General features: G+C 60.2%; 18 protein-coding genes. 7 read left to right on the top strand and 11 right to left on the bottom strand.

Annotated elements, in window-relative coordinates; all coding sequences use genetic code 11:
• Nucleotides 1-29: 29 nt before the first annotated feature.
• Nucleotides 30-1,673, top strand: coding sequence for a chaperonin GroEL (gene groL, locus ACA044_RS24210; RefSeq protein WP_008155543.1), 1,644 nt, complete (start codon nt 30-32; stop codon nt 1,671-1,673).
• 201 nt (nt 1,674-1,874) lie between these two features.
• Here groL and ACA044_RS24205 read toward each other — a convergent pair whose 3' ends face one another.
• Nucleotides 1,875-2,618, bottom strand: a complete 744-nt coding sequence (locus tag ACA044_RS24205; protein ID WP_497443613.1) for a phosphatase PAP2 family protein — start codon at nt 2,616-2,618, stop codon at nt 1,875-1,877.
• Nucleotides 2,619-2,837: 219 nt separating this feature from the next.
• Here ACA044_RS24205 and colR point away from each other — a divergent pair, with 219 nt between their 5' ends.
• From colR to ACA044_RS24180, 5 genes are all read left to right on the top strand, one after another.
• Entirely contained in the window at nt 2,838-3,521 is a 684-nt protein-coding gene (gene colR, locus ACA044_RS24200) for a two-component system response regulator ColR (protein WP_008069526.1), read from the top strand.
• Nucleotides 3,511-4,785 carry a sensor histidine kinase gene (locus tag ACA044_RS24195; protein WP_497443612.1) on the top strand — a complete coding sequence of 425 codons (1,275 nt, stop codon included), beginning with the start codon at nt 3,511-3,513 and terminating at the stop codon, nt 4,783-4,785. Before colR ends, ACA044_RS24195 begins: the two co-directional genes overlap by 11 nt.
• A 151-nt stretch (nt 4,786-4,936) precedes the next feature.
• Nucleotides 4,937-5,605, top strand: coding sequence for a class I SAM-dependent methyltransferase (locus ACA044_RS24190; protein ID WP_497447295.1), 669 nt, complete (start codon nt 4,937-4,939; stop codon nt 5,603-5,605).
• Nucleotides 5,606-5,609: 4 nt separating this feature from the next.
• The gene (locus ACA044_RS24185; protein ID WP_497443611.1) at nt 5,610-6,323 is read left to right on the top strand and encodes a lipopolysaccharide kinase InaA family protein; all 714 of its coding nucleotides are present in this window, start codon (nt 5,610-5,612) and stop codon (nt 6,321-6,323) included.
• 2 nt (nt 6,324-6,325) lie between these two features.
• Nucleotides 6,326-6,553 (top strand): hypothetical protein, encoded by a 228-nt coding sequence (locus ACA044_RS24180; RefSeq protein WP_497443610.1) that lies wholly within the window; start codon nt 6,326-6,328, stop codon nt 6,551-6,553.
• 254 nt (nt 6,554-6,807) lie between these two features.
• Here the strand turns inward: ACA044_RS24180 and ACA044_RS24175 are convergent, their stop codons facing one another.
• The 10 genes from ACA044_RS24175 to ACA044_RS24130 all read right to left on the bottom strand — a co-directional run bounded on the left by ACA044_RS24175 (nt 6,808) and on the right by ACA044_RS24130 (nt 21,038).
• Complete coding sequence (locus ACA044_RS24175; protein WP_497443609.1) at nt 6,808-9,846, bottom strand: multidrug efflux RND transporter permease subunit; 3,039 nt, start codon at nt 9,844-9,846, stop codon at nt 6,808-6,810.
• Between the two features lie 13 nt (nt 9,847-9,859).
• The gene (locus tag ACA044_RS24170; protein WP_497443608.1) at nt 9,860-11,008 is read right to left on the bottom strand and encodes an efflux RND transporter periplasmic adaptor subunit; all 1,149 of its coding nucleotides are present in this window, start codon (nt 11,006-11,008) and stop codon (nt 9,860-9,862) included.
• 215 nt (nt 11,009-11,223) lie between these two features.
• The gene (locus ACA044_RS24165; RefSeq protein WP_497443607.1) at nt 11,224-12,321 is read right to left on the bottom strand and encodes a DUF1513 domain-containing protein; all 1,098 of its coding nucleotides are present in this window, start codon (nt 12,319-12,321) and stop codon (nt 11,224-11,226) included.
• A gap of 14 nt (nt 12,322-12,335) precedes the next feature.
• Nucleotides 12,336-13,400 (bottom strand): imelysin family protein, encoded by a 1,065-nt coding sequence (locus tag ACA044_RS24160; RefSeq protein ID WP_497443606.1) that lies wholly within the window; start codon nt 13,398-13,400, stop codon nt 12,336-12,338.
• A 27-nt stretch (nt 13,401-13,427) separates the two neighbouring features.
• Nucleotides 13,428-14,855 (bottom strand): di-heme oxidoreductase family protein, encoded by a 1,428-nt coding sequence (locus ACA044_RS24155; RefSeq protein WP_497443605.1) that lies wholly within the window; start codon nt 14,853-14,855, stop codon nt 13,428-13,430.
• A 287-nt stretch (nt 14,856-15,142) separates the two neighbouring features.
• A complete protein-coding gene (locus ACA044_RS24150; RefSeq protein ID WP_497443604.1) occupies nt 15,143-16,486 on the bottom strand; it encodes an imelysin family protein in 1,344 nt (447 codons plus the stop codon).
• Nucleotides 16,487-16,812: 326 nt separating this feature from the next.
• The gene (locus ACA044_RS24145; RefSeq protein WP_497443603.1) at nt 16,813-18,864 is read right to left on the bottom strand and encodes a putative bifunctional diguanylate cyclase/phosphodiesterase; all 2,052 of its coding nucleotides are present in this window, start codon (nt 18,862-18,864) and stop codon (nt 16,813-16,815) included.
• Between the two features lie 391 nt (nt 18,865-19,255).
• Complete coding sequence (locus ACA044_RS24140; RefSeq protein ID WP_007898423.1) at nt 19,256-19,852, bottom strand: superoxide dismutase; 597 nt, start codon at nt 19,850-19,852, stop codon at nt 19,256-19,258.
• Nucleotides 19,853-20,028: 176 nt separating this feature from the next.
• Nucleotides 20,029-20,631, bottom strand: a complete 603-nt coding sequence (locus ACA044_RS24135; RefSeq protein WP_497443602.1) for a LysE/ArgO family amino acid transporter — start codon at nt 20,629-20,631, stop codon at nt 20,029-20,031.
• Nucleotides 20,632-20,636: 5 nt separating this feature from the next.
• Nucleotides 20,637-21,038 (bottom strand): ACT domain-containing protein, encoded by a 402-nt coding sequence (locus ACA044_RS24130; protein WP_497443601.1) that lies wholly within the window; start codon nt 21,036-21,038, stop codon nt 20,637-20,639.
• Nucleotides 21,039-21,134: 96 nt separating this feature from the next.
• Here ACA044_RS24130 and ACA044_RS24125 point away from each other — a divergent pair, with 96 nt between their 5' ends.
• On the top strand, nt 21,135-22,028 hold the full coding sequence (locus tag ACA044_RS24125; RefSeq protein ID WP_497443600.1) for a LysR family transcriptional regulator ArgP: 894 nt from the start codon (nt 21,135-21,137) through the stop codon (nt 22,026-22,028).
• Nucleotides 22,029-22,093: the final 65 nt, after the last annotated feature.

Below are 22,093 nucleotides of genomic sequence, written 5' to 3'. Positions count from 1 at the left end.
TACTACAAAGTATTTAAGGAATATCGATCATGGCTGCTAAAGAAGTTAAATTCGGCGATTCCGCCCGCAAGAAAATGCTCGCCGGTGTCAACGTCCTGGCTGACGCAGTAAAAGCGACCCTGGGCCCTAAAGGCCGTAACGTTATCATCGAGAAGAGCTTCGGCGCTCCGACCATCACCAAGGACGGCGTTTCCGTTGCCAAAGAAATCGAGCTGAAAGATCGCTTCGAAAACATGGGCGCGCAGCTGGTCAAAGACGTTGCCTCCCGTGCCAACGATGACGCAGGCGACGGCACCACCACCGCTACCGTTCTGGCTCAATCGATCGTCAACGAAGGCCTGAAAGCCGTCGCTGCCGGCATGAACCCGATGGACCTGAAGCGCGGTATCGACAAAGCGACCATCGCGATCGTCAAAGAGCTCAAAGCCCTGTCCAAGCCTTGCGCTGACACCAAGGCCATCGCTCAGGTCGGCACCATCTCGGCCAACTCCGACAGCTCCATCGGCGACATCATTGCCGAAGCCATGGAAAAAGTCGGTAAAGAAGGCGTGATCACCGTTGAAGAAGGCTCGGGCCTGGAAAACGAACTGTCGGTTGTTGAAGGCATGCAGTTCGACCGCGGCTACCTGTCCCCGTACTTCGTCAACAAGCCAGAGACCATGACTGCCGAGCTGGACGGTCCGCTGATCCTGCTGGTCGACAAAAAGATCTCCAACATCCGCGAAATGCTGCCAGTACTGGAAGCCGTTGCCAAAGCCGGCCGTCCACTGCTGATCGTGGCTGAAGACGTTGAAGGCGAAGCCCTGGCGACTCTGGTCGTGAACAACATGCGTGGCATCGTTAAAGTCGCAGCCGTCAAGGCTCCAGGCTTCGGCGACCGTCGCAAGGCCATGCTGCAGGACATCGCTGTTCTGACTGGCGGTACCGTTATCTCCGAAGAGATCGGTCTGAGCCTGGAAAGCACTACCCTGGAACACCTGGGTAATGCCAAGCGCGTGATCCTGTCCAAAGAAAACACCACCGTGATCGACGGTGCCGGCGTTGAGGCTGACATCCAGGCTCGCGTTCTGCAGATCCGTCAGCAAGTGGCCGACACTTCTTCGGACTACGACCGTGAAAAACTGCAAGAGCGTCTGGCCAAGCTGTCCGGCGGCGTTGCAGTGATCAAGGTTGGTGCTGGTTCCGAAGTTGAAATGAAAGAGAAGAAAGCCCGCGTTGAAGACGCCCTGCACGCTACCCGTGCAGCCGTTGAAGAAGGCGTGGTACCTGGCGGCGGCGTGGCACTGGTTCGCGCTCTGCAGGCAATCTCCGAGCTGAAAGGCGACAACGATGACCAGAACGTTGGCATCCAGTTGCTGCGTCGCGCTGTTGAAGCGCCACTGCGTCAGATCGTTGCCAACTCCGGCGACGAGCCAAGCGTAGTTGTAGACAAGGTCAAGCAGGGTTCGGGTAACTACGGTTACAACGCTGCTACCGGCGAATACGGCGACATGATCGAAATGGGTATCCTGGACCCGGCCAAAGTGACTCGTTCGGCTCTGCAAGCGGCTTCGTCGATTGCCAGCCTGATGATCACCACCGAAGCCATGATCGCCGAGATCAAGGAAGACGGCCCAGCTGGCGGCGGCATGCCAGACATGGGCGGTATGGGCGGCATGGGCGGCATGATGTAAGCCAGCCTTACCCTGTACGAAAACCCCGCCTGTGTTGAGCCGGCGGGGTTTTTTATTGCCCGGAGTTTGTCCCAATCGTGGGATCTTCATCGGCCCCCTGTGGGAGCGGGCTTGCACCGCGAAAGCGGTCCGACATTCAACATCTTCGGTGAATGTTAAGCCGCCTTCGCGAGCAAGCCCGCTCCCACACTGGATCTGTGTTCAGGCGCCGACCGGTTCTGTCTCGGTCACACGATCTGCCTTGGAGGCCGGTCGATAGAGGATGTAGTAATACGCCCCCAGACAAATCAGCCAGCAGAAAATCGCCGTCCATACGTTGTGCGAGAAGAAGTGCGCGCCCTGCATCATCCGGCTGATGGAAAACACCGAACCCAACGCGAAGGCGAAGACAAACGCCTTGCGCGCCAGCCGCGGACGTCGATCACGCAACACAAAGAACAACGCAAACAACGTGAAGCCGGTCGCCGCATGACCACCGGGCCAGCAGCGGCCTGGCTTGTCGGTGTGCGGGCGAGGGCTGAGCAGTTCGCTGTAGGTTTCGTGGCCGCCGAATTGTTCCAGGCTCCATGGGCATTGCACCGCCGTCACCGCTTTGATCGGGGTGACGAAGGAGGTTGCCAGCGCCAGAGACATCACCAGACAACCCAGTTCACGTTTGAACGGTTTGAGCCTTTCCATGAAAAAGGAGCCAATGAAGCCCAGGATGGCGAACACAGAAAAGGCAATGACCACTTGCTTGGCTCGGTCATGCAGGATGTTTTCCAGGAAATAACTGTGCCGCCCGACGAATTCGCCGACGACCGGATCATAGAACCGTCTGGCCAGGTCCATGTCCAGGGACGTCAGTTCGAGCAGCAGAAGGGTGATCGCCGCAATGGCGGGCACTCCCAGGCACAGCCAGACGTTCAGTGGCCTGGAAGCGGGGCGGACAGCGGTCGAAACCATGGCAATTCCTTGGTGAGTAAAGTGTTCTGAACAGCGCAACCGCGCGGAGTCTGAACACGCCGCTGTCGTCAACCTGTGAATCGATGGTGAAAAAGTTGTTAAGGCCGTCTCAGGCCTTTTTTGTCGGATTTACAAACAACACGCCACCCTATCCCTGAGCCACACTTGGCCTTAAGCTGCGCGCCAAGACAGCCGTTACTGTGTACGGAGGAGGTGCCGATGCGAATTCTATTGGTTGAAGATAACCGCGATATCCTGGCCAATCTGGCCGATTATCTGGGGCTCAAAGGTTACACCGTGGATTGCGCGCAGGATGGTTTGTCAGGCCTGCATCTGGCGGCGACCGAGCATTACGACTTGATCGTGCTCGACATCATGCTGCCCGGCATCGACGGCTACACCCTGTGCAAACGCCTGCGCGAAGACGCTCGCCGCGACACGCCAGTGATCATGCTCACTGCGCGCGATCAACTGGATGACCGTTTACAAGGCTTCAAATCCGGTGCTGACGACTACCTGATCAAACCCTTTGCCCTGTCCGAACTGGCAGCGCGGATCGAGGCGGTCATGCGCCGTGCCCAGGGAGGCGGTCGCCGTGCCTTGCAGGTCGGCGATCTGAGCTACGACCTCGATACTCTGGAGGTGACGCGCGAAGGCCGTCTGCTGAAACTCAACCCGGTCGGCCTGAAGTTGCTGGCCGTGTTGATGCAGAAAAGCCCGCATGTGCTGCGCCGGGAAGTTCTTGAAGAGGCCCTGTGGGGCGATGACTGCCCGGACAGCGACAGCCTGCGCAGCCACGTCCATCAACTGCGTCAGGTGATCGACAAGCCGTTCGACAAGCCCTTGCTGCACACGGTGCATGGCGTCGGTTATCGCTTGGCCGAGGGCCGTGATGGAGTTTAAGCAGAGCCTTGCTCAACGGATCATCATCGCCTTTGCGTTGATGAGCGCACTGGTGGCGGGAGCCTTCGCCATGGGCATTGTGGCGACCGTGCACCTGGTGGAAGAAAAACTGATCTCGGCAGGTCTGGGCGGCGATTTGCAACGCCTGTTGCTGATGGACAGCGTGTCGGACTGGAGCCACCGCCCCGAGCCGGACCAGCTGTTCTATTTCAGCGGCGGGCCGGGCGACTTCGAATTGCCCAAGGATTTGCGGCACCTGGACTCGGGCTTTCATGAAGTCTTTCGCGAGCAGCTGTCGTATCACGCGATGGTCGAAATCGTTGACGGTCGGCGTTACGTGCTGATGCAGGACCAGAGCGATTTCGAAGAGCGTGAGCGGGTGCTGTTTGCCGTGGTGCTGGTGGGTTTCGTGCTGAGCCTGGCATTGGCGGTATTTCTGGGCTGGGTACTGGCGCGCAAAGTGATGGCGCCGGTGGTGCGACTGGCCCGTCAGGTGCGTCATCGCGATCAGCTGCTGGGCCTGGCACCGCCACTGGCTCCGGACTATGCCGCCGATGAAGTGGGCGAACTGGCCGTGGCCTTCGACGCCACCCTCGGGCGCTTGCGTCAGGCCTTGACCCGTGAGCGATTGTTCACCAGTGACGTCAGCCACGAGCTGCGCACGCCGTTGATGGTGTTGGCCAGTTCCTGTGAGCTGTTGCTGGAAAACCCTGGCATCGATCAGCGCGGCCGTGCCCAGGTCGAGCGAATCGCCCGTGCGTGTGCCGAAATGCGCGAGCTGGTGCAAACCTTCCTCATGCTGGCGCGCGCTCAACATGAAGACGCCAGCATGGCCCCCCAGCAGACCCTGAGCCAGGTGGCCGACGGACTGCTCTGCCAATGGCGCGAGCCGATCGAAGCCAAGGGCCTGACGCTGAACTTTGAGCCGGGCAATCCGCCGGATACCTGCTATAACGCGACCCTCCTGCACGCGGTGATGGGCAACCTGTTGCGTAATGCGCTGCATTACACCGAGCACGGGTTTATCCGCCTGACCCTGACGGACACGGGGTTCGTGGTCGAGGACAGTGGTGTGGGCATTCCTGAGGAAAAACGCGAGGCGATGTTCGAGCCTTTCGTGCGCGGCAACGAAAAACGCGGCGAAGGCCTGGGGTTGGGGCTGTCGCTGGTACAGCGGATTTGCGAGAACCAGGGCTGGAACGTCAGCCTGACGAACATGGAACCCAATGGCTGTCGTTTTCAGGTGGAATTGAATCAGCAATAGCGGTGAGTGGGCTTCGGTCTTTCTTTGCGGCCATGTAAAACCTCGAAATAATTCGGGGTTTTACATGACGAATTTTTCACAAACTCATGACCTGACACTGACGCGGCGCTACCTAAGGTGGTTGTCATCAGAAGTTCAGGAGATTGCAGTGATGGCGGCCCCGATCAAACTCGATTTTTCCGAAAAATACGACGATCAACATGCTCAAAAATATTTGCGCAAGCATCAGGAAGGGCTCGGCCGCCGACTGTCCCACTGGCGTGACGAGCAACTGGCGCGAAAAGCGCTGACGCTGGCCGGTGAGCCTGGTCTGGTCCTCGATTTGCCCTGCGGCGCGGGGCGTTTCTGGCCGCTGCTGGCGGAAAAACACAATCGTGTCATCATCGGAGCAGACAACTCGCAGTCCATGCTGAAGATTGCCATGCAGGCGCAACCCGCCGAGGTGGTAAAGCGGGTACAACCCTTGCACACTTCTGCATTCGACATTGCCTTGCCCGATAACGCCGTCGACAGCATTTTCTGCATGCGTTTGCTCCATCACATCGGTGAAGCCGAGCATCGACGGGCCATTCTGCGCGAATTCGAGCGCGTCACCCGCGACAGCGTGATTGTTTCATTATGGGTGGACGGCAATTTCAAGGCATGGAAACGCAAGCGCGCCGAGAAACGGCGTGGGCAGGAGGGTTACCAGAATCGATTTGTGTTACCGACCGCCACGGTTGAAAAGGAATTCGAGCAGGCGGGTTTCCGTATCCAGGAGCAACTGGACTTTTTACCGCTCTATGCCATGTGGCGAGTCTACGTATTACGCAAGAGGTAGCAGGATGGCAGGGCAATGTATGGCACAAACGGAAGTTACTTCTCAGGACCGCTTCGACCACTTCTGGAACCTGCGCGGTGAATGGGTAGAAGAGCCCAACGTCCGTCGCGGTGGAGAAAGTGGTGTGCAGCGCGTTATGGGCAGTGATGGACAGCTGCTCTACGCCAAACGTCAAACCGGGCATATCTATCGCAGCTGGTTGCACCCGTTCGGTCGGCCGACGGTATTGCGCGAGCGCGATGCGCTCATCGGTCTGCGCCTGCTCGACGTTCGTGTTCCAGACATCGTTTTCTGCGGTGCACAGCGCGACCCCGTGCATAAATGGCGCGCATTGCTGGTCACCAAATCGCTGGACGGCTTCGAGGAAATCGTACACTGGTACGCGGGCGGCGGCCGCGAGCGTCATGGTGAGGCGGTGCACGATCGCGTGTTGAAGGAACTGGCCGGCAACCTGGCTCGCATGCACAAGGGCCGTTGGCAGCACAGCTGCCTCTACATCAAACATGTATTCGTGCGGGTCATCGGTGAAGGCGAGTCGGCCAAGGTCGAAATAGCCTTGATAGATCTGGAGAAAGGTCGGCAGCGTTTGACCGCCCGTCGCGCAGCGGCCCATGATCTGAAGCAACTGCGCCGCCACTCGTCATTCAGCGATACGGACTGGAAAAAACTCGTCTACTTTTATGAGACGGCGTTTGGCAGCGCTATCAAAGGCTTATGACAATGAAAGTTGAAATTGCACGAGGTGTGTTTTTGGCAGGAGCCTTGGCAGTTGCTTCATTGGCGGTGGTGGCCTGGGAGCAGCCCCGCACACAAGTCCTCAGTTCAGTGCACGGTGATGTGCATCGTCCGTTGCCCCGGGTAGTGAAAGCCCCCGTGGCCACTCAACCTGATCATGACTTGTTACTGTTCATGTTCGGACTTTCTCAGGGACTGAGGCCGCAGAGTTGAACAGATTGAAGCCCAAATAAAAGGCCTCGCACATGCGAGGCCTTTTTTATTGGCTTGTCGCGTCCTGAATAAGGTTTACACCTGTTTCAGGACTAGACAGCTCACCCTAAATCCAATGTGGGGGCTTGCTCGCGAAGGCGGTGTGACAGTCAACATAAATGCTGAATGACACACCGCCTTCGCGAGCAAGCCCGCTCCCACATTGGTTCTACGTCGCCCATAGGATTGAAGGCTACATAGAATCTCCCACAGGTTTATGGGTGTTCTTCAGGTTTGTCGGGTTTGGCCAGCAATGTGTAGATGCATGGCAGCACGAACAACGTGAACAGCGTCCCGATCGACATTCCCGTCGCGATCACCGTGCCGATGTCGAACCGGCTGACAGCCCCCGCGCCTGTGGCGATGATCAACGGCACCATGCCGAACACCATCGCCGCCGTGGTCATCAACACCGGACGCAGGCGAATGGCTGCCGCTTCCTCCACCGCTTCGCGAGGCGACAGCCCTTTTTCCTTGCGTAATTGGTTGGCGAACTCGACGATCAGGATCCCGTGCTTGCTGATCAGCCCGATCAACGTCACCAGCCCCACCTGGGTATAGATGTTCATGCTCGACCAGCCAAGGAACAACGGGATCAGCGCACCGCAGATCGACAGCGGTACGGTCACCAGAATCACCAGCGGATCGCGGAAGCTTTCGAACTGGGCAGCCAACACCAGGAAAATGATCGCCAGCGCCAGGGCAAAGGTGACCCACAGCGCGCTGCCTTCCTGAACGTATTGCCGTGATGCACCGGCATAGTCGACGGCATAACCCGCCGGCGCTTCTTCCCGAGCGATCTGGCGCACGGTGTCGATGGCTTCACCCATGCTGACCAGCGGGACCCCGGAAAGAATCGCCGAGTTGAGTTGCTGGAATTGGTTCAACTGGCGCGGCCGCGCGCGGTCGGTGATGGTGATCAGGGTCGACAGGGGCAGCAATTCGCCCTTGGTGTTCTTGACGTAATAATGGTTCAGCCAGTCGGGGTTATCCCGGAAGGGCCGTTCCACCTGCGCAATGACTTTGTAGCTGCGACCTTCGATGGTGAAACGGTTGATCTCCGCTTCGCCCAGCAACGTCGCCAGGGTCCCGCCCAGGTCCTGCATCGACACGCCCATTTGTGCGGCCTTGGCCCGATCGATATCCACCACGACTTCGGGTTTGTCGAAGGCCAGGTCGACGTCGACGAAAGCGAACTTGCCGGATTCCATCGCTCTTTTTTTCACCCGGTCCGTCACTTCCAACAACGACTCATAGGTGTTGGCCGAGTTGATCACGAACTGAAACGGCATGCCTTCGCCGGTGCCCGGCAGAGATGGGAGGTTGAAGCCGAAGATTTGTAACCCGGGAATACTCTCCAGCTTGCCCTGGACCTCGGGCAGGAGCTGCATTTGGGTCCGGCTGCGTTCGTTCCAGGGTTTGAGCAGGAAGCCGCCGATCCCCGATTGCACACCGTTGAAGCCGTTGATCTGGAACGAGGAGTAGTACTCGGGAAACTCCTTGAAAATCGTGAGGAACTCGTCGGTGTAGGTGTTCAGGTAGTCGAGGTTAGCCGTCTGCGGGGCGCTGGCCATCATGAAGATGATGCCCTGGTCTTCGTCCGGCGCCAGTTCCGACTTGGTGAACTTGAGCAGCACCGGAATCAGGCACAGCACGATCACTGCGAACACCAGCACCACCGGCCGGGTGTTGAGGGTGCCATGAAGCACACTCTGGTAGCGGCGCTTGAGGCCTTCGAAGATCACGTCCAGGCGATGGGCCAGGCCGCTGGGGTTTTCATCGTGGCGCAGCAGCAGGGCGCACATCATCGGCGACAGCGTCAGGGCGACGACGCCAGAGATCACCACCGCCCCGGCCAGGGTCAGGGCGAACTCCTTGAATAAGGCGCCCGTCAGACCGGTCAGAAAACCGATCGGCGCATAGACTGCCGCCAGGGTAATGGTCATCGACACCACCGGCATGGCGATTTCCCGGGCACCCTCGATGGCCGCATCCAGTGGCGTCTTGCCTTCTTCAATGTGCCGGTGAATGTTTTCCACCACCACGATGGCGTCGTCCACCACCAGCCCGATGGCCAACACCATCGCCAGCAAGGTCAGCAGGTTGATCGAGTAGCCCATCATCTGCATGAAGAACATCACGCCGATCATCGACAGCGGAATGGTGACCACCGGGATCACCACCGAGCGCAGGGCGCCGAGGAACAGGAACACCACCACGATCACGATCAGCACCGCTTCGAACAGGGTTTTCACCACTTCGTCGATGGAGGCCTGGATGAACAGCGTGGCGTCGTAAGCGATTTCGCCTTTCAGGTTCGGCGGCAGCTGGGCTTCCAGCTCCGGCATGATCTTGCGCACTTCCCTGATCACGTCCAGCGGGTTGGCGCCGGGCGTGGCCTTGATGCCGATGTACACCGAGGGCGTGCCGCCGAAGGAACTGACGGAGTTGTAGTTCTCCGCGCCCATCTCGACCCGCGCCACGTCCTGCAGCAACACGCGACTGTCGCCCTCGACCTTGAGCGGGATCGCGCCAAAGGCCTCGGCGGATTTGAGTTCGGTGTTGGCGTTGATGCTGGTGACCACGTACTCGCCTTTCACTTCGCCGGCCGCGGAGAGGAAGTTGTACTGGCGCACGGCGTTGGTCACATCGCTGGCGCTCAGGCCGAAACCGGCGAGCTTCACCGGGTCCAGCCACAGGCGCATGGCGAACACCTGGTTGCCGAGAATCTCGGCTTCGGCCATACCCGGCAGGGTCGCCAGTTTCGGCTGGATGACCCGTGACAGGTAGTCGGTGATCTGCGGGTTACTCAGCTCCTTGCTGAAGAAGCTGATGTACATCAGCGCCGAGGCGTCGGCGGCTTCCTTGCTCAGCACCGGGTCTTCGGCGTCCTGGGGCAGCTGATTCTTCACCTCGTTGGCCTTGGCCAGCAGTTCGGTGAACAGGCGATCGCTGTTGGAACCGATGCGCGCGTAGATCGAGATCACCGAGAAGTTCTGGCGACTGACCGAGGTCATGTAGTCGATGCCCTCGGCGCTGGCCAGGCTCTGCTGCATCGGTTGGGTGATGTAGCCCTGGATGGTTTCGGCGTTGGCCCCGGGGTAAGCGGTGGTCACCGTGATCAGGGCGTTTTCCATTTGCGGGTATTGGCGCAGCGGCAACTTGTTCCAGGCCTGGAAGCCCAGTAGCACAATCAACAGGCTGACCACGGTGGCGAGCACCGGGCGGCGGATGAACGGATCGGTAAAAGCCATGGGGGTTCCTTGATCAGTCAGCGCGCGGCTGACTGCTCTTCTCGGCTAGGGTCTTGTCGTCGCTGATGGCAATGTGCGCGCCGTGGTCCAGTTTGATCTGGCCACCTGTGACCACTTTTTCGCCGTTCTGTACGCCTTTGGTGATCATGACCATCCCGTCGCGGCGTTCGCCGGTTTCGACGAAGCGTCGTTCGGCGATCAGAACCGGCTCGCCTTTGTCGTCTTTTTCGAAGCTGCCGTCTTCGGCCTTTTTCTGCGCGACGACGTACAGCGAGTTGCCATAAAGGGTGTAGGTGATTGCGCTTTCCGGCACGACGATGCGTGGCTGCGGATCAGGCAACATCACCTGCAGGCTGGCGAACATCCCCGGCAGCAGTTTGCCATCGGGGTTGGCCAGGGTTGCGCGCACCAGCACGTTGCGGGTGCTGCTCTCGACCTTCGGGTTGATTGCACTGATGGTCCCGGGGAAATTCTGTGTCGGGTAGGCCGAGACGGTGATCTGTACCGGTTGGCCGAGGGCGATTTTCGGCACCGATTGTTCGGGCACAAAGAAGTCGACGTAGAGGCTGCTGAGGTCTTGCAGGGTGGCGATCATCGTGCCGCTGGCCACGTAGTCGCCGACGTCTACCTGACGAATGCCGATGGTCCCGCTGAACGGGGCGAGGATGCGTTTTCTCTCCAGTGCCGCCTTGAGCTGATTGACCGTGGCCCGGCTCTTTTGCAACACCGCCGAGAGTCGGTCGAACTCACCTTTGGAAATAGCCTGGCTGCCCACCAATTGGCTGCCGCGACCGTAATCCAGTTGCGCCAGTCCCAGGTCGGCTTGGGCGGTTGCCAGCAGGGCGGTTTCCACGGCGGTGTCGAGTTGCAGGATCGGCTGACCGGCCTTGACCTTCTGCCCGGACTCGAACTGCACTTCCTTGACGGTGCCGGCGATCTCCAGGCTCAGGTCGACCCCTTGCAGTGCGGTGAGGGTGCCAACCGTCGGCAAACGGCTTTGCCACGGACGTTCGGTGGCGGTGGCCACGGCGACACTTATCGGCGGTTTCGGTGCGGAAAAACCCTGCATCATCGTGTAGATGGAGAAGGCTTTGTAACCGGCCAGGACCAGCACGATTAGCAGGACAACACCCAACATGATCAGCATGCGGCGGCGCAGCATATTTCCATTTCCTTGGAGAAAATCAGGTAAGACAGGCGGGCACATTACTCCCACTGCGACGGCGATTCCAACTGTAGCAGCTGCCGAAGGCTGCGTTCGGCTGCGCAGCAGACGCAAATCCTGACGCCTCGGTGTTCCTGGCACATCGCGGCGCCTGATTTCACGACTGCTGCGCAGCCGAACGCAGGCTGCGCCAGCTGCTACAGGTCACGTGTTCAGAGCAGATGAAGGTGGTTGTCCCAGAGCCCCGCAGGCAACTCCAAAGGTTTTGCAACAAGGGTTGTCTGGCGGCAATCGTAGTACCGGCATCGTCCTTGACCCGAGGTCACGACAAAACCATCGGCCACGGCCCCGACACCGGCGCAATCGGGAAGCGGTGCATCCAGGCGTACTTCACCGCTGTCCAGGTCCCAGATAAAAAAGCGGTTGCCCCGCGGTGCGGTCAGGGCGACCAGACGCAGTTCGCTGTGCACGGCGACGCTGGCGGTGTAATGCCCCATGGCCTGCAACTGATGCTCGGGCACCGGAAACGCCACGAATGGCTGGCCGGGACGCTTGATCGCCAGCAGCTCCGATGGCTCGTGAGCAGCCCCCATGAACTGCTGGCCGGCGACGATGGTGCCGTCGCTGGCGATACCCAGGTGCCGCACGCTGTTCATCTGTTGGGCGAGGGTTTCCTTGCTCAACAATGTGCCGTCGCGTTGCATCAGCACCAGGCTCGGTTCCATCGCATTGAGGTTCATCTCGACCCTGCTTTCGGCCTCGGTGCGAATCCCGCCGTTGGCCACCACCAGGGTTTCGCCGTCGGGCATCCATGACACCTGATGCGGGCCGACGCCGTGGGTGGGTATCTCGCCGCTGTGGATAAGTCGCTCACCTTCGAACTTATACACACCCAGCAAGCCACGACCCGGATCGGCGGTGTCGTTCTCGGTGGCGTACAGCCAGTCGCCGTCCTTGTGAATCACCGCGTGACCGTAGAAGTGCCGGTTCGGTTGCGAAACCACGGTTTGCAGCAGCGTGCCGTCGCGCAGGTCGATCAGGTAACTCTCGGTGCCCGGACGCCGGGCGACGAACAGCGCTATCGGCAGCGTCGGGTGGTTGATGATGTCGTGGCAGCGCTGGCCGACCTGGGTGGCAAATACCCGGGTGCCATCGAGCCGATAACCGACGGCGTAGTGCTTGCCGTCGGTATCGTCCCGCGCCGAGAGCAGCAGCGGGCTTTTGTCCTTTTGCTTGAACAGCGTCCAGCCGCCCAGTGTCACCGCACCCAGCAGCAAACTCCCTAACGTCAGAGCCTGGCGTCGCAGCATGGCACTTGCCCTCATCAGTCACCGTCGTTGGCGTTGAAGCCCAGTTGGATGCCCAGCGCCTTGGCCAGCTCGCCTTCGTGCAGGCGATGGACAACGTTGAGGCTGTCGTAGATCGCGTTGAGCTGCTGGCGCCCGGCATCGTCGGTGAGCATGTCGGTCAGCGAGCGCTGGTTGCTGGTGAACAATTTCAGGGCCGCTGCGTAGGCCGCGTCGATCTTGTCGGCCAAGGGTTTCTGCTCGCTCGGCAACAGACCGCGCAGGCCTTTGTTGTCGACACCGACCCAGACGGTTTGCGCCGCGCTCAGGCTCGCTTGCAGGCCTTGCAGCGACGATTGGCTGCGCCAGGCATCGGCCTGGAACGGCTGTGGCGTGCCCTTGCTCTGACGGCCCATCGGTGTGCCGAGTTTTTTCTTCAGGGTGTCCAGTGCAGTCACTTGCACGCGCAGCAGATCGGCGATCGCTTCGTGGGAGTCGGCGTAGCGCTGGTTCGGGAATTTACTCATCTGCGCGAGCATGCCGTCGTTGGTGTTCCAGCGCGACAGGATCTCTTCGGCCAGTTGCTGCTGGCGTTCGCCAATGGCGGTCAGCAGCGGGCAGTATTTGGCTTTCTGCGCGCTGTCGGCCATGTCGATCTTGCTGTCGAACAGGATGTATTCATAGGCCGAGAGCCCTTGAACCACAACGCTGGATTTGGTCAGGGCGGCGGCATCGATCTGCGGTTGCGCGGTCACCAGTTGCTCGACCTGACGGCCCACGAGGTTTTTCTTGTCCGGCCAGAACTGCACCTGCCACGAACGGTTGCCTTCGGCCAGCGGCCCGATCAGCAGCGGTTGCAACTCGGCCCAGGCTTTCTGCGCGTGCAGGAAGTCGGCGCGGGCGGTGTCCAGGGTTTCCTTGCCTTGGCAGAACGCCAGGGCGCTGACTGCCAGTTGCCGGTCGGCTTCGACCCAGCGGCTGTAGGTCGGCAGGATCACTTGCTTGGCGATGGCCGCTGACGTGACCGCTTGCGGATCCTGGGGCGAACAGGCGCCCAGGGCGAGGGCAGCAAGGCTGGTGAACAACAATTTGGGACGGAACATGTCGGGCTCCCGCTGAAGGAATACGTATTAAAGGGAATTCAAAAACGCCAGCAACGCCGCGCGCTGCTCGGCATTGAAAGACAAAACCTGTTGCTGCGCCGCCTTCGCCTCGCCGCCATGCCAGAGCACGGCTTCGAGCACGTTACGGGCGCGGCCGTCATGCAAAAACTGGGTGTGGCCGCTGACCGCCTGCGTCAGGCCGATGCCCCACAACGGCGGCGTGCGCCAATCGCGGCCACTGGCCTGGAATTCGCTGCGGTTGTCGGCCAAGCCGTCGCCCATGTCATGCAGCAGCAGGTCGCTGTAAGGGCGAATCACTTGATTGGCCAATTCAGGTTCCGCGGCGTTGGCGGCGGTGGTGTATTTCGGGGTGTGGCAGGACTGGCATCCCGCCTGGAAAAACAGATTCTTGCCGGCCAGTACTTGCGGCGTGCCGACATCGCGACGGGCCGGCACCGCGAGGTTACGGCTATAGAACAGCACCAGACGCAGAATGTTGTCGCTGACTTCCGGCTCGCCATCGGGGCCATTGCCGTTGGGCGCCTGCTTGCAAGCGGTTTGCGCGTCGGTGCAGTCATCAACGGGTCTCAGGCTGGTCGTGAGGCCCATGTCACCAGAGAACGCGTGAACGTTTTGTTGGTTGAGGTTCGGTTGCCCGGCCTTCCAGCCAAATCGCCCGAGAACGGTTTTCTGCTGCGCGTCGTCCCAGACCCGGTTCGGTCGTCCGGCGATGCCGTTCTTCTCTCGCACCTGAGCCTCAGCATTGGCCAGAATGGCCTCGTCAGGGATCGCCTCAAGCAAGCCCAGGCCAATCATCGGCGGTGCGATGCGCGCCGAGAAACGCGTGTCAGGGTGCATCGGGCCGTAGCCGAGTTGAGTGATCTGCAAGGTCGGTTTACGCAACTCGACTTCGGTGCCGTCCTTGAAACGCACCGGGACCGGCGTGTAATCGACGCGCACCTTGCCTTCCGGGACGACGCCGGGCACCGACATGTCCTGGAACTGGCCGCCGTAGACCGGCTCCGGCACCACGCCCAGTTGTTCGATGACCTTGGCGTAGGCCGGCGCATCGGGGATCGACAGGCGCACCAGCATCGACACCGCATTCGGCGCATCGGGCGCCGGTGGATGACCGCGGCCGTCCTTGATGTGGCAGTTCTGGCAGGCGTTGGTATTGAACAGCGGGCCAAGGCCATCGCGGGCAGTGGTGGTCGACGGCGCGATCACCCAAGGGCTGCGAAAGAAACTGTTGCCGACGCTGAAATCGACGCGCCGTGACGGCGGCAGATTGGCGGACGGCAGGGAGAATGAGTTCTGATCGGTCTTGCGCACCGTCGCGCTGCCGCCGGAGCGGGCTTCACCGGGTTCGGCCTGGGTAAAACGCGGGGCGTCATCGCAGGCACTCAGGCCCAGGGCCAGCAACAGTGCGGACAAGCGAAGAGGCAGCGAGGGCATCGGACATCCTGCAAGACGAGCAAAACAAGGGCGCAAAGTCTAACAGGGCATGGGGGTTTGAATAAGAGGAATTATCGTTTGGTTGATGTGGGGCGGGTTTATCGTGGCTAACAGGCTAAGCGCAATACCTGTGGGAGCGAGCCTGCTCGCGATAGCGGTTTCACATTCAACATCAATGTTGGCTGTGATTCCCCCATCGCGAGCAGGCTCGCTCCCACAGGGATTTCATTCAGGCAGGGACAAAAAAAGGCGACCCGAAGGTCGCCTTTTTATTCAGCCAGCGTTGATCAGAACTCGTGATCAGCGTTGTCCGGGTTCAGGTCGCTGATACCCAGTTTGCCGGCAGCTGCTTCGATCGAACCGGTCTGCTTGACCAGCGAGGCGATGGCGTCGCGAACGATCTGGTTGCCAGCGGTGTTGCCGGCCGCGATCAGTTGGTCGTAGTGCTCACCCTTGTTGGCGTGATCGACCATGACCTGAAGCTTGGCTTCGGTGGCGGCCAGGTCGGCTTTCAGCGCGGTGTCGGCTGCCGGGTCGGCTTTGGCGACCAGGGACGACAGGCTGGCGCCGGTCATTTTGGTGCCATCGGCGCGGGTGTATTCGCCCAAGTACACGTTACGCACGCCTTTGGCGTCGTAGAAGTGCGAGTTGTGGGTGTTGTCGCTGAAGCAATCCTGTTCGTCTTCCGGGGAGTTGGCTTCCAGGGAAACCTTCATGCGCTCGCCCGCCAGCTCGCCCAGAGACAGGCTGCCCATGCCGAACAGCATTTTGCGCAGGCCGGTTTCAGCCGGTTCCGCTTCCAGGGTGGCGCGGTAGTTGTCAGCCACGTTCGGCTTCCAGTTACCGACCATTTCTTGCAGGTCGTTGACCAGCAGTTGGGTCACGGATTTCAGGTAAGCGCGACGACGATCGTTGTGACCGCCGGTAGCGCCTTTGCCTTCCAGGTAGTCGGAGGCCGGACGGTTGCCGGCGCCAGGGCCGGTGCCGTTCAGGTCCTGGCCCCAGAGCAGGAATTCGATGGCGTGGTAGCCGGTGGCGACGTTGGCCTCGGAACCGCCCAGCTCGTTCAGGCTGGCGAGTTTTTCCGGGGTGATGTCTTTCACGTCGACCTTGTCTTCGCCGACCTGAACCTTGGTGTTGGCGATGATGTTGGCGGTGGCGCCCGGGTTACCCAGTGCGTGTTCGTAGGATTTGTCGACATAGTCGATCAGGCCTTCGTCCAGTGGCCAGGCGTTCACCTGACCTTCCCAGTCGTCGACGATGGTGTTGCCGAAGCGGAACACTTCGCTCTGCAGGTAAGGCACGCGAGCCGCGACCCAGGCAGCCTTGGCGGCCTTGAGAGTGTCGGCGTTCGGCTTGGCGAGGAACGCGTCGACGGCGGCTTGCAGGGTTTTCGCGGTGGATTCGGCATCGCTGTAAACGGCGAAGACGATGTCGGCGTAGTGCGCGACCACAGCCTTGGCGGCGGCTTCGTCGACTTTACCGGTAGCAGCAGGCGCAGCCGGGGCAGCAGTGCTGGCGGCCGGGGTCGGCGCTTGTGGAGCGGCAGCCTTGTCTTTGCCTTCGCCGCAACCGGCGAGGGAAATAGCGATGGCCAGCAGACTGGCGGTGGCCAGAGGCATACGAATCATGGCAAACATCCTGCTTCGGTGATTGATTGGACGCGCACGGAGGCGCGCAAAACTGCGACATAATGCAAATCTTTCGCATTATGTGTAAAGGGTTGTAGCTGGAAATATTTCTTATTTACGCGGCTGAATGCCAGGAACATGACCTGTAGCAGCTGGCGAAGCCCTGTGGCGAGGGAGCTTGCTCCCGCTGGACGGCGAAGCTGTCCCAAATTCTGCAACCCGGTTCTGCCAGAAGGATCGCGTCAACCTGATTGCGACTGCTGCGCCGCCGAGCGGGAGCAAGCTCCCTTCGCCACAGGGCTTCGCCAGCTCCTTCAAAGGTTGTTTCAGAGGATGGCCGCGTTACTGCGCTGTGCCTGTTTGAGGTAGGCGCTCAATTCCCGCGCTGGCAGCGGTTTGCTGTAGTGATAGCCCTGACCTTCGTGGCAGCCTTCGGAGATGATGTAGGCCTCTTGCTCGGCGGTTTCCACACCTTCGGCAATCACCTGCATGCCCAGGCTCTTGCCCAACTGGATGATGGCGCGAACGATGGTCGCATCGTCGTCGTCATCGAGCAGGTCCTGAACGAAGCTCTTGTCGATCTTGATTTTGTCCAGAGGCAGACTTTTCAGATAACTCAGTGATGAATAACCGGTGCCGAAGTCGTCGATGGCGATCAGCGCGCCGGAGCGACGCAGGCTCAGCAGGTGCTGGGCGGCGGTGCTGATGTCTTCCATCAGGCCGGTTTCGGTGACTTCCAGTTCCAGGCTGCGCGGCGGCAGGCGGTACATCTGCAGCAGGTTATTGACCACCCGCGGCAACTCGGCGTGGTGCAATTGCACGGTGGACAAGTTCACCGCCATGCGCAGGTCGACGAAGCCCTGATCGTGCCACTCGCGCAATTGTTTGCAGGCTTGATCCAGCACCCATTCGCCAATGGCGATGATGGTGCCGTTCTGCTCGGCCAGCGGGATGAACAGGTCCGGCGGCACCAGCCCATGCTCGGGATGCTGCCAGCGAATCAACGCCTCGACGCCCACCACGCGATGATCGCGGTAGCTGATCTGCGGTTGGTAGACGAGGTAGAACTGGTCGCGGATCAAGGCATCGCGCAGGTCTTTTTCCAGCTCGCGGCGCCGACGCATTTCCGTGTCGACGCTGGCGATATAGAACTGATAGCGGTTGCGCGAGCGAGTCTTGGCCAGGGTCATGGTCTGCTCGGCTTTTTGCAGCAACTTCTCGGTGCTGTCACCGTCCTCGGGGAAGAGGGTGATGCCGATGGTGGCACGCAGGCGGATTTCCTGATGATCGAGGGCGAACGCCGCTTCCAGATCATCGAGAATGCTTTGGGCCAGTTCGGCGGCTTCGTAGGGTTGTTCGATGTCGGCCTGGACCAGTGCGAACTGATCGCCACCCAAGCGGGCGAGCGCGCCGAGGCGACCGCTATGGGCCCGCAGGCGATCGGCCAGGGCCAGCAGTAACTGGTCGCCGGCCTGATAGCTGAACTGTTCGTTGATGCCTTTGAAGTCATCGAGCCCGACACACAGCACCGCGACCCGACGCTGCAATTTGCCGGCGTCGACGAGGATCTTGTCCAGTTGTTGCTGCAATTGCTGACGGTTCGGCAAGCCGGTGAGGAAGTCGTACTGGGCCATGCGCAGCAAGCTGTTTTCCGCTTCGTGGCGCAGGTGAGTGTTGCGCTCGATGGATTCGAGCAACTGGTTGGCGGTGTTGATCCAGACCCCCAGTTCGTTTTTCTCATGACCTTTGAGCGGCGGAATCTTGTGGGCGCTGGGCCGGTCCGGGTTGATCTCAGTCAGGTGTTCGATGATCCGCGACAGCGGTTTGGTCAGCAACCAGTGATAGACCAGATACAGCACCAGGCTCATGGCCAAGGCGCGCAATACGCCAGAGATGAAGATGATCACCGAGCTGACGATGAAGCCCTGGCCGTAAGTGGCGGTGTCGAGGGTAATGCTCAGGTCGCCGTAGTACTCGCTGTAGGGACCGCGGCCCACCAGTTGAGTGGTGAAGGTGCGCTCCTTGCCGAGGATCAGGTCGGTCAGCCAGCGGCTGTTGGAATGCTGCAACTCACGGGTTTTTTGCGCGAGCATGGCTTCGTGAGGATGGCCGATGGAGGCCATGCGCACGGCGTCGTCCTGAAACAGACCTTCGATCACCTGCATGCCCATTTCCCGGTCCAGGCTGTAGACGGCCTGGGTCGAGGGGTCGCGGAACATGTCGAGGATGCGCTGGGCATCGTTGGCCACGGCCTGGCGTGTTTTATAGGCATCGAAAACGATCTGCGCGCAGCTCAAGACCACGCCGACGATCAATGCCGACAGGAGCACGACCCGGAGCAACTTCACCGACAAGCTGTTCTTGAGTTCCAGCTTCAAAGGGTTATTCCTTGTTCCGTGCGGGTAGCGTCAAGTTGCCATGAGTATTGGCAATCCCGTGATGGCAGTCAAAGGGACAATCCAACCCAGGGGATTTTGCCGGTAGCTTGGCCGATATGCTGCTGTTTGGAGTATTTGCCCTATTAACACTGTGTCGGTTGTCGGGGCCTTCAACTTGAGGCGATTGAGAGAATTTTTCCTTGCGGTGATGTTATACCGCTGTGCTGTGGGGGCAAGGGGGCGAATGCCGCTCACATTGTGGGAAAGCGCCCTGATTTTTAATGCAAGCCTCCACTCGAAATGTGGGAGCGGGCTTGCTCGCGAAGGCGCCGCATTCTTATCAGGCATAAGAAACCCGGCATAAAGCCGGGTTTCTTGACTGGCGCGAAGCTTAAGCGGTGAAGGTTTTGCCTTCGAACTGCTCAGCCACGAATTTCCAGTTGACCAGGTTCCAGAACGCTTCGACGTACTTCGGACGAAGGTTGCGGTAGTCGATGTAGTAAGCGTGTTCCCAGACGTCGCAGGTCAGCAGCGGGGTGTCGCCGCTGGTCAGCGGGTTGCCGGCGCCGATGGTGCTGGCCAGGGCCAGGGAACCGTCAGCCTTTTTCACCAGCCAGCCCCAACCGGAACCGAAGGTGCCGATGGAGGTTTTGCTGAACTCTTCCTTGAACTTGTCGAACGAACCGAACGCGGCGTTGATGGCATCAGCCAGTGCGCCGGTTGGTTGACCGCCGGCGTTTGGCGCCAGGCAGTTCCAGTAGAACGTGTGGTTCCAGACCTGAGCGGCGTTGTTGAAGATACCGCCCGAGGAAGTCTTGACGATTTCTTCCAGGGTCTTGCCTTCGAACTCGGTGCCTGGCACCAGGTTGTTCAGGTTCACGACATAGGTGTTGTGGTGCTTGTCGTGGTGGTACTGCAGAGTTTCCTCTGAAATGTGCGGCTGCAGGGCATCGTGTGCGTAAGGCAGCGGCGGCAATTCGAAAGCCATGATGATTCTCCTAATCAGGTCAGTTGCGGTGAGCGCAAGGCCGATCACGGGCGGCCAGACATGCGCCGGGGAGTTTGTACTCTTTGCGGCGCAGGGATCGGATCATAGCACCGGGGGTGCGGCATAACCACGCAACAACTGTGTGGAATAGAGGTTCCAGAGCCTTTTGGAATAAATCACCCGGCGCTGATTAACTGCAACGCTACGGTGAACATCATGACGGCGACCAACAGGTCGAGGATTCGCCAGGTACTGGGGCGCGCCAACCACGGCGCCAGCCATGCCGCACCCAGCGCCAACGTGAAGAACCACAGCAACGATGCACTCGCCGCACCCACTACATAAGCACCGGGCTCGGTTTGTTGTGCGCCGAGGGAGCCGATCAGCAATACGGTGTCCAGATAAACGTGCGGGTTGAGTAGCGTCACCGCCAATGCACTGAGCAGCACCGCCCGCAGTGAACGTACCGTCTGATTTTCACCCTGTTGCAGGCTCTGTTTCGAGCAGGCCCGACGCAACGCCAGGCTGCCATACCACAGCAGAAACGCCACGCCACCCCAACGGGCGATGGCCAGCAGGGTCGGGTTCTGCGCCAACACCGTCGCCAGGCCGAACACCCCGGCGGCCACCAGCAATGCATCGCAGGTCACGCAGAGCGCCGCCACCGGCAGGTGATGTTCACGCCGAAGGCTCTGAGCCAACACAAACGCATTCTGGGTGCCGATCGCCATGATCAGCCCGGCGGCCACCAACAGGCCGTTCACATAGCTTTGCCACATACGTTTTACTCCGCGTTGGCCGCTAGATCCCGTAGCACCTGCAGGGCGCGTTCGGCATCGGCCTGGCCGACGAATAAATGGTCGTGGTAGTACCCGGCGATCACGTTGCAACTGATGCCGGCCTGGCCCAGCGCCGTGGCGAACGCGGCGGTCAGGCCGACGGCTTCGAGGGCCGAGTGCACGTTCAAGGTGATCCATGCGGCGACGTAGTCGAAGCTGAAACCGGCGTTCTCGGCGTGGGAACGTTCCAGAATCACTGTCAGGCCTTCCTGTTCGCGAAAGCTGCCGACAAACTCAAGGCCTGCGGGCAACTTGCCGTCGGGCAAGGTGCAGAACACGTATTCGCCGTCGTTGAGTTGCGGGCTCATGCTGCGCAGCAGCGTTGCCAATGACGTTTCGCCAGCCATGTCGGTGATCCTTGTTCAAGAGTTCTTGCTGGTCATTCTCCGGTTGTAGGCTGTATAAGAAAAACCAATAGTGCTGATCGCTCATTAGGAAAACTGATGTTCGACTACAAATTACTGTCCGCGCTCGCCGCGGTGATCGAGCAGGCCGGATTCGAACGCGCCGCGCAGGTGTTGGGTTTGTCCCAATCGGCCATTTCCCAGCGCATCAAACTGCTGGAGGCGCGGGTCGGCCAACCAGTGCTGGTGCGCGTAACGCCACCGGCCCCGACGGAGATTGGCCGGCGATTGCTCAACCATGTGCAGCAGGTGCGATTGCTTGAGCGGGATCTGCAAACCCTGGTGCCGGCACTGGACGAAGAGGGATTGCCCGAACGCCTGCGTATCGCGCTGAACGCTGACAGCCTGGCAACGTGGTGGGCGGAGGCGGTGGGCGACTTTTGCGCGGAACAACATTTGCTGCTCGACTTGGTGGTAGAAGACCAGACCGTCGGCCTTAAACGCATGCGCGCAGGCGAAGTGGCGGGGTGTGTCTGCGCCAGTGAACGGCCAGTGGCCGGTGCGCGCAGTGTTCTGTTGGGGGCGATGCGCTACCGTGCGATGGCGAGCCCGGTGTTCATTGCCCGGCATTTTCCCGAAGGTGTACGCGCCGATCAATTGGCCAAAACCCCGGCCCTGGTGTTTGGCCCGGACGATTTCCTACAGCATCGCTACCTTGCATCGTTGGGTGTGGATGGCGGTTTCGAACACCATTTATGCCCATCGTCCGAAGGGTTTCTTCGTCTCACGGAAGCGGGGCTTGGCTGGGGCCTGGTGCCTGAATTGCAGGTGCGCGAGCAACTGGAGCGCGGAATCCTGCGCGAGCTTTTGCCAGATAAGCCGATCGATGTGCCGCTGTACTGGCATCATTGGCGCAATGGCGGTCAGCTGTTGGGGTTACTCACCGATCAATTGGTGCGCTCGTCGAAGCAATGGCTGGTGCCGTTGGACTGACGGGCAGCGTCAAGACCTCACGCCATACGCCATACGCCAAACGCAAAACGAAATATTCGGAGCAA

It is taken from the genome of Pseudomonas sp. LBUM1673 (assembly GCF_059695645.1).
The sequence above is the reverse complement of the archived record's forward strand: the minus strand, read 5'-3'. Positions and strand labels throughout refer to the sequence as shown.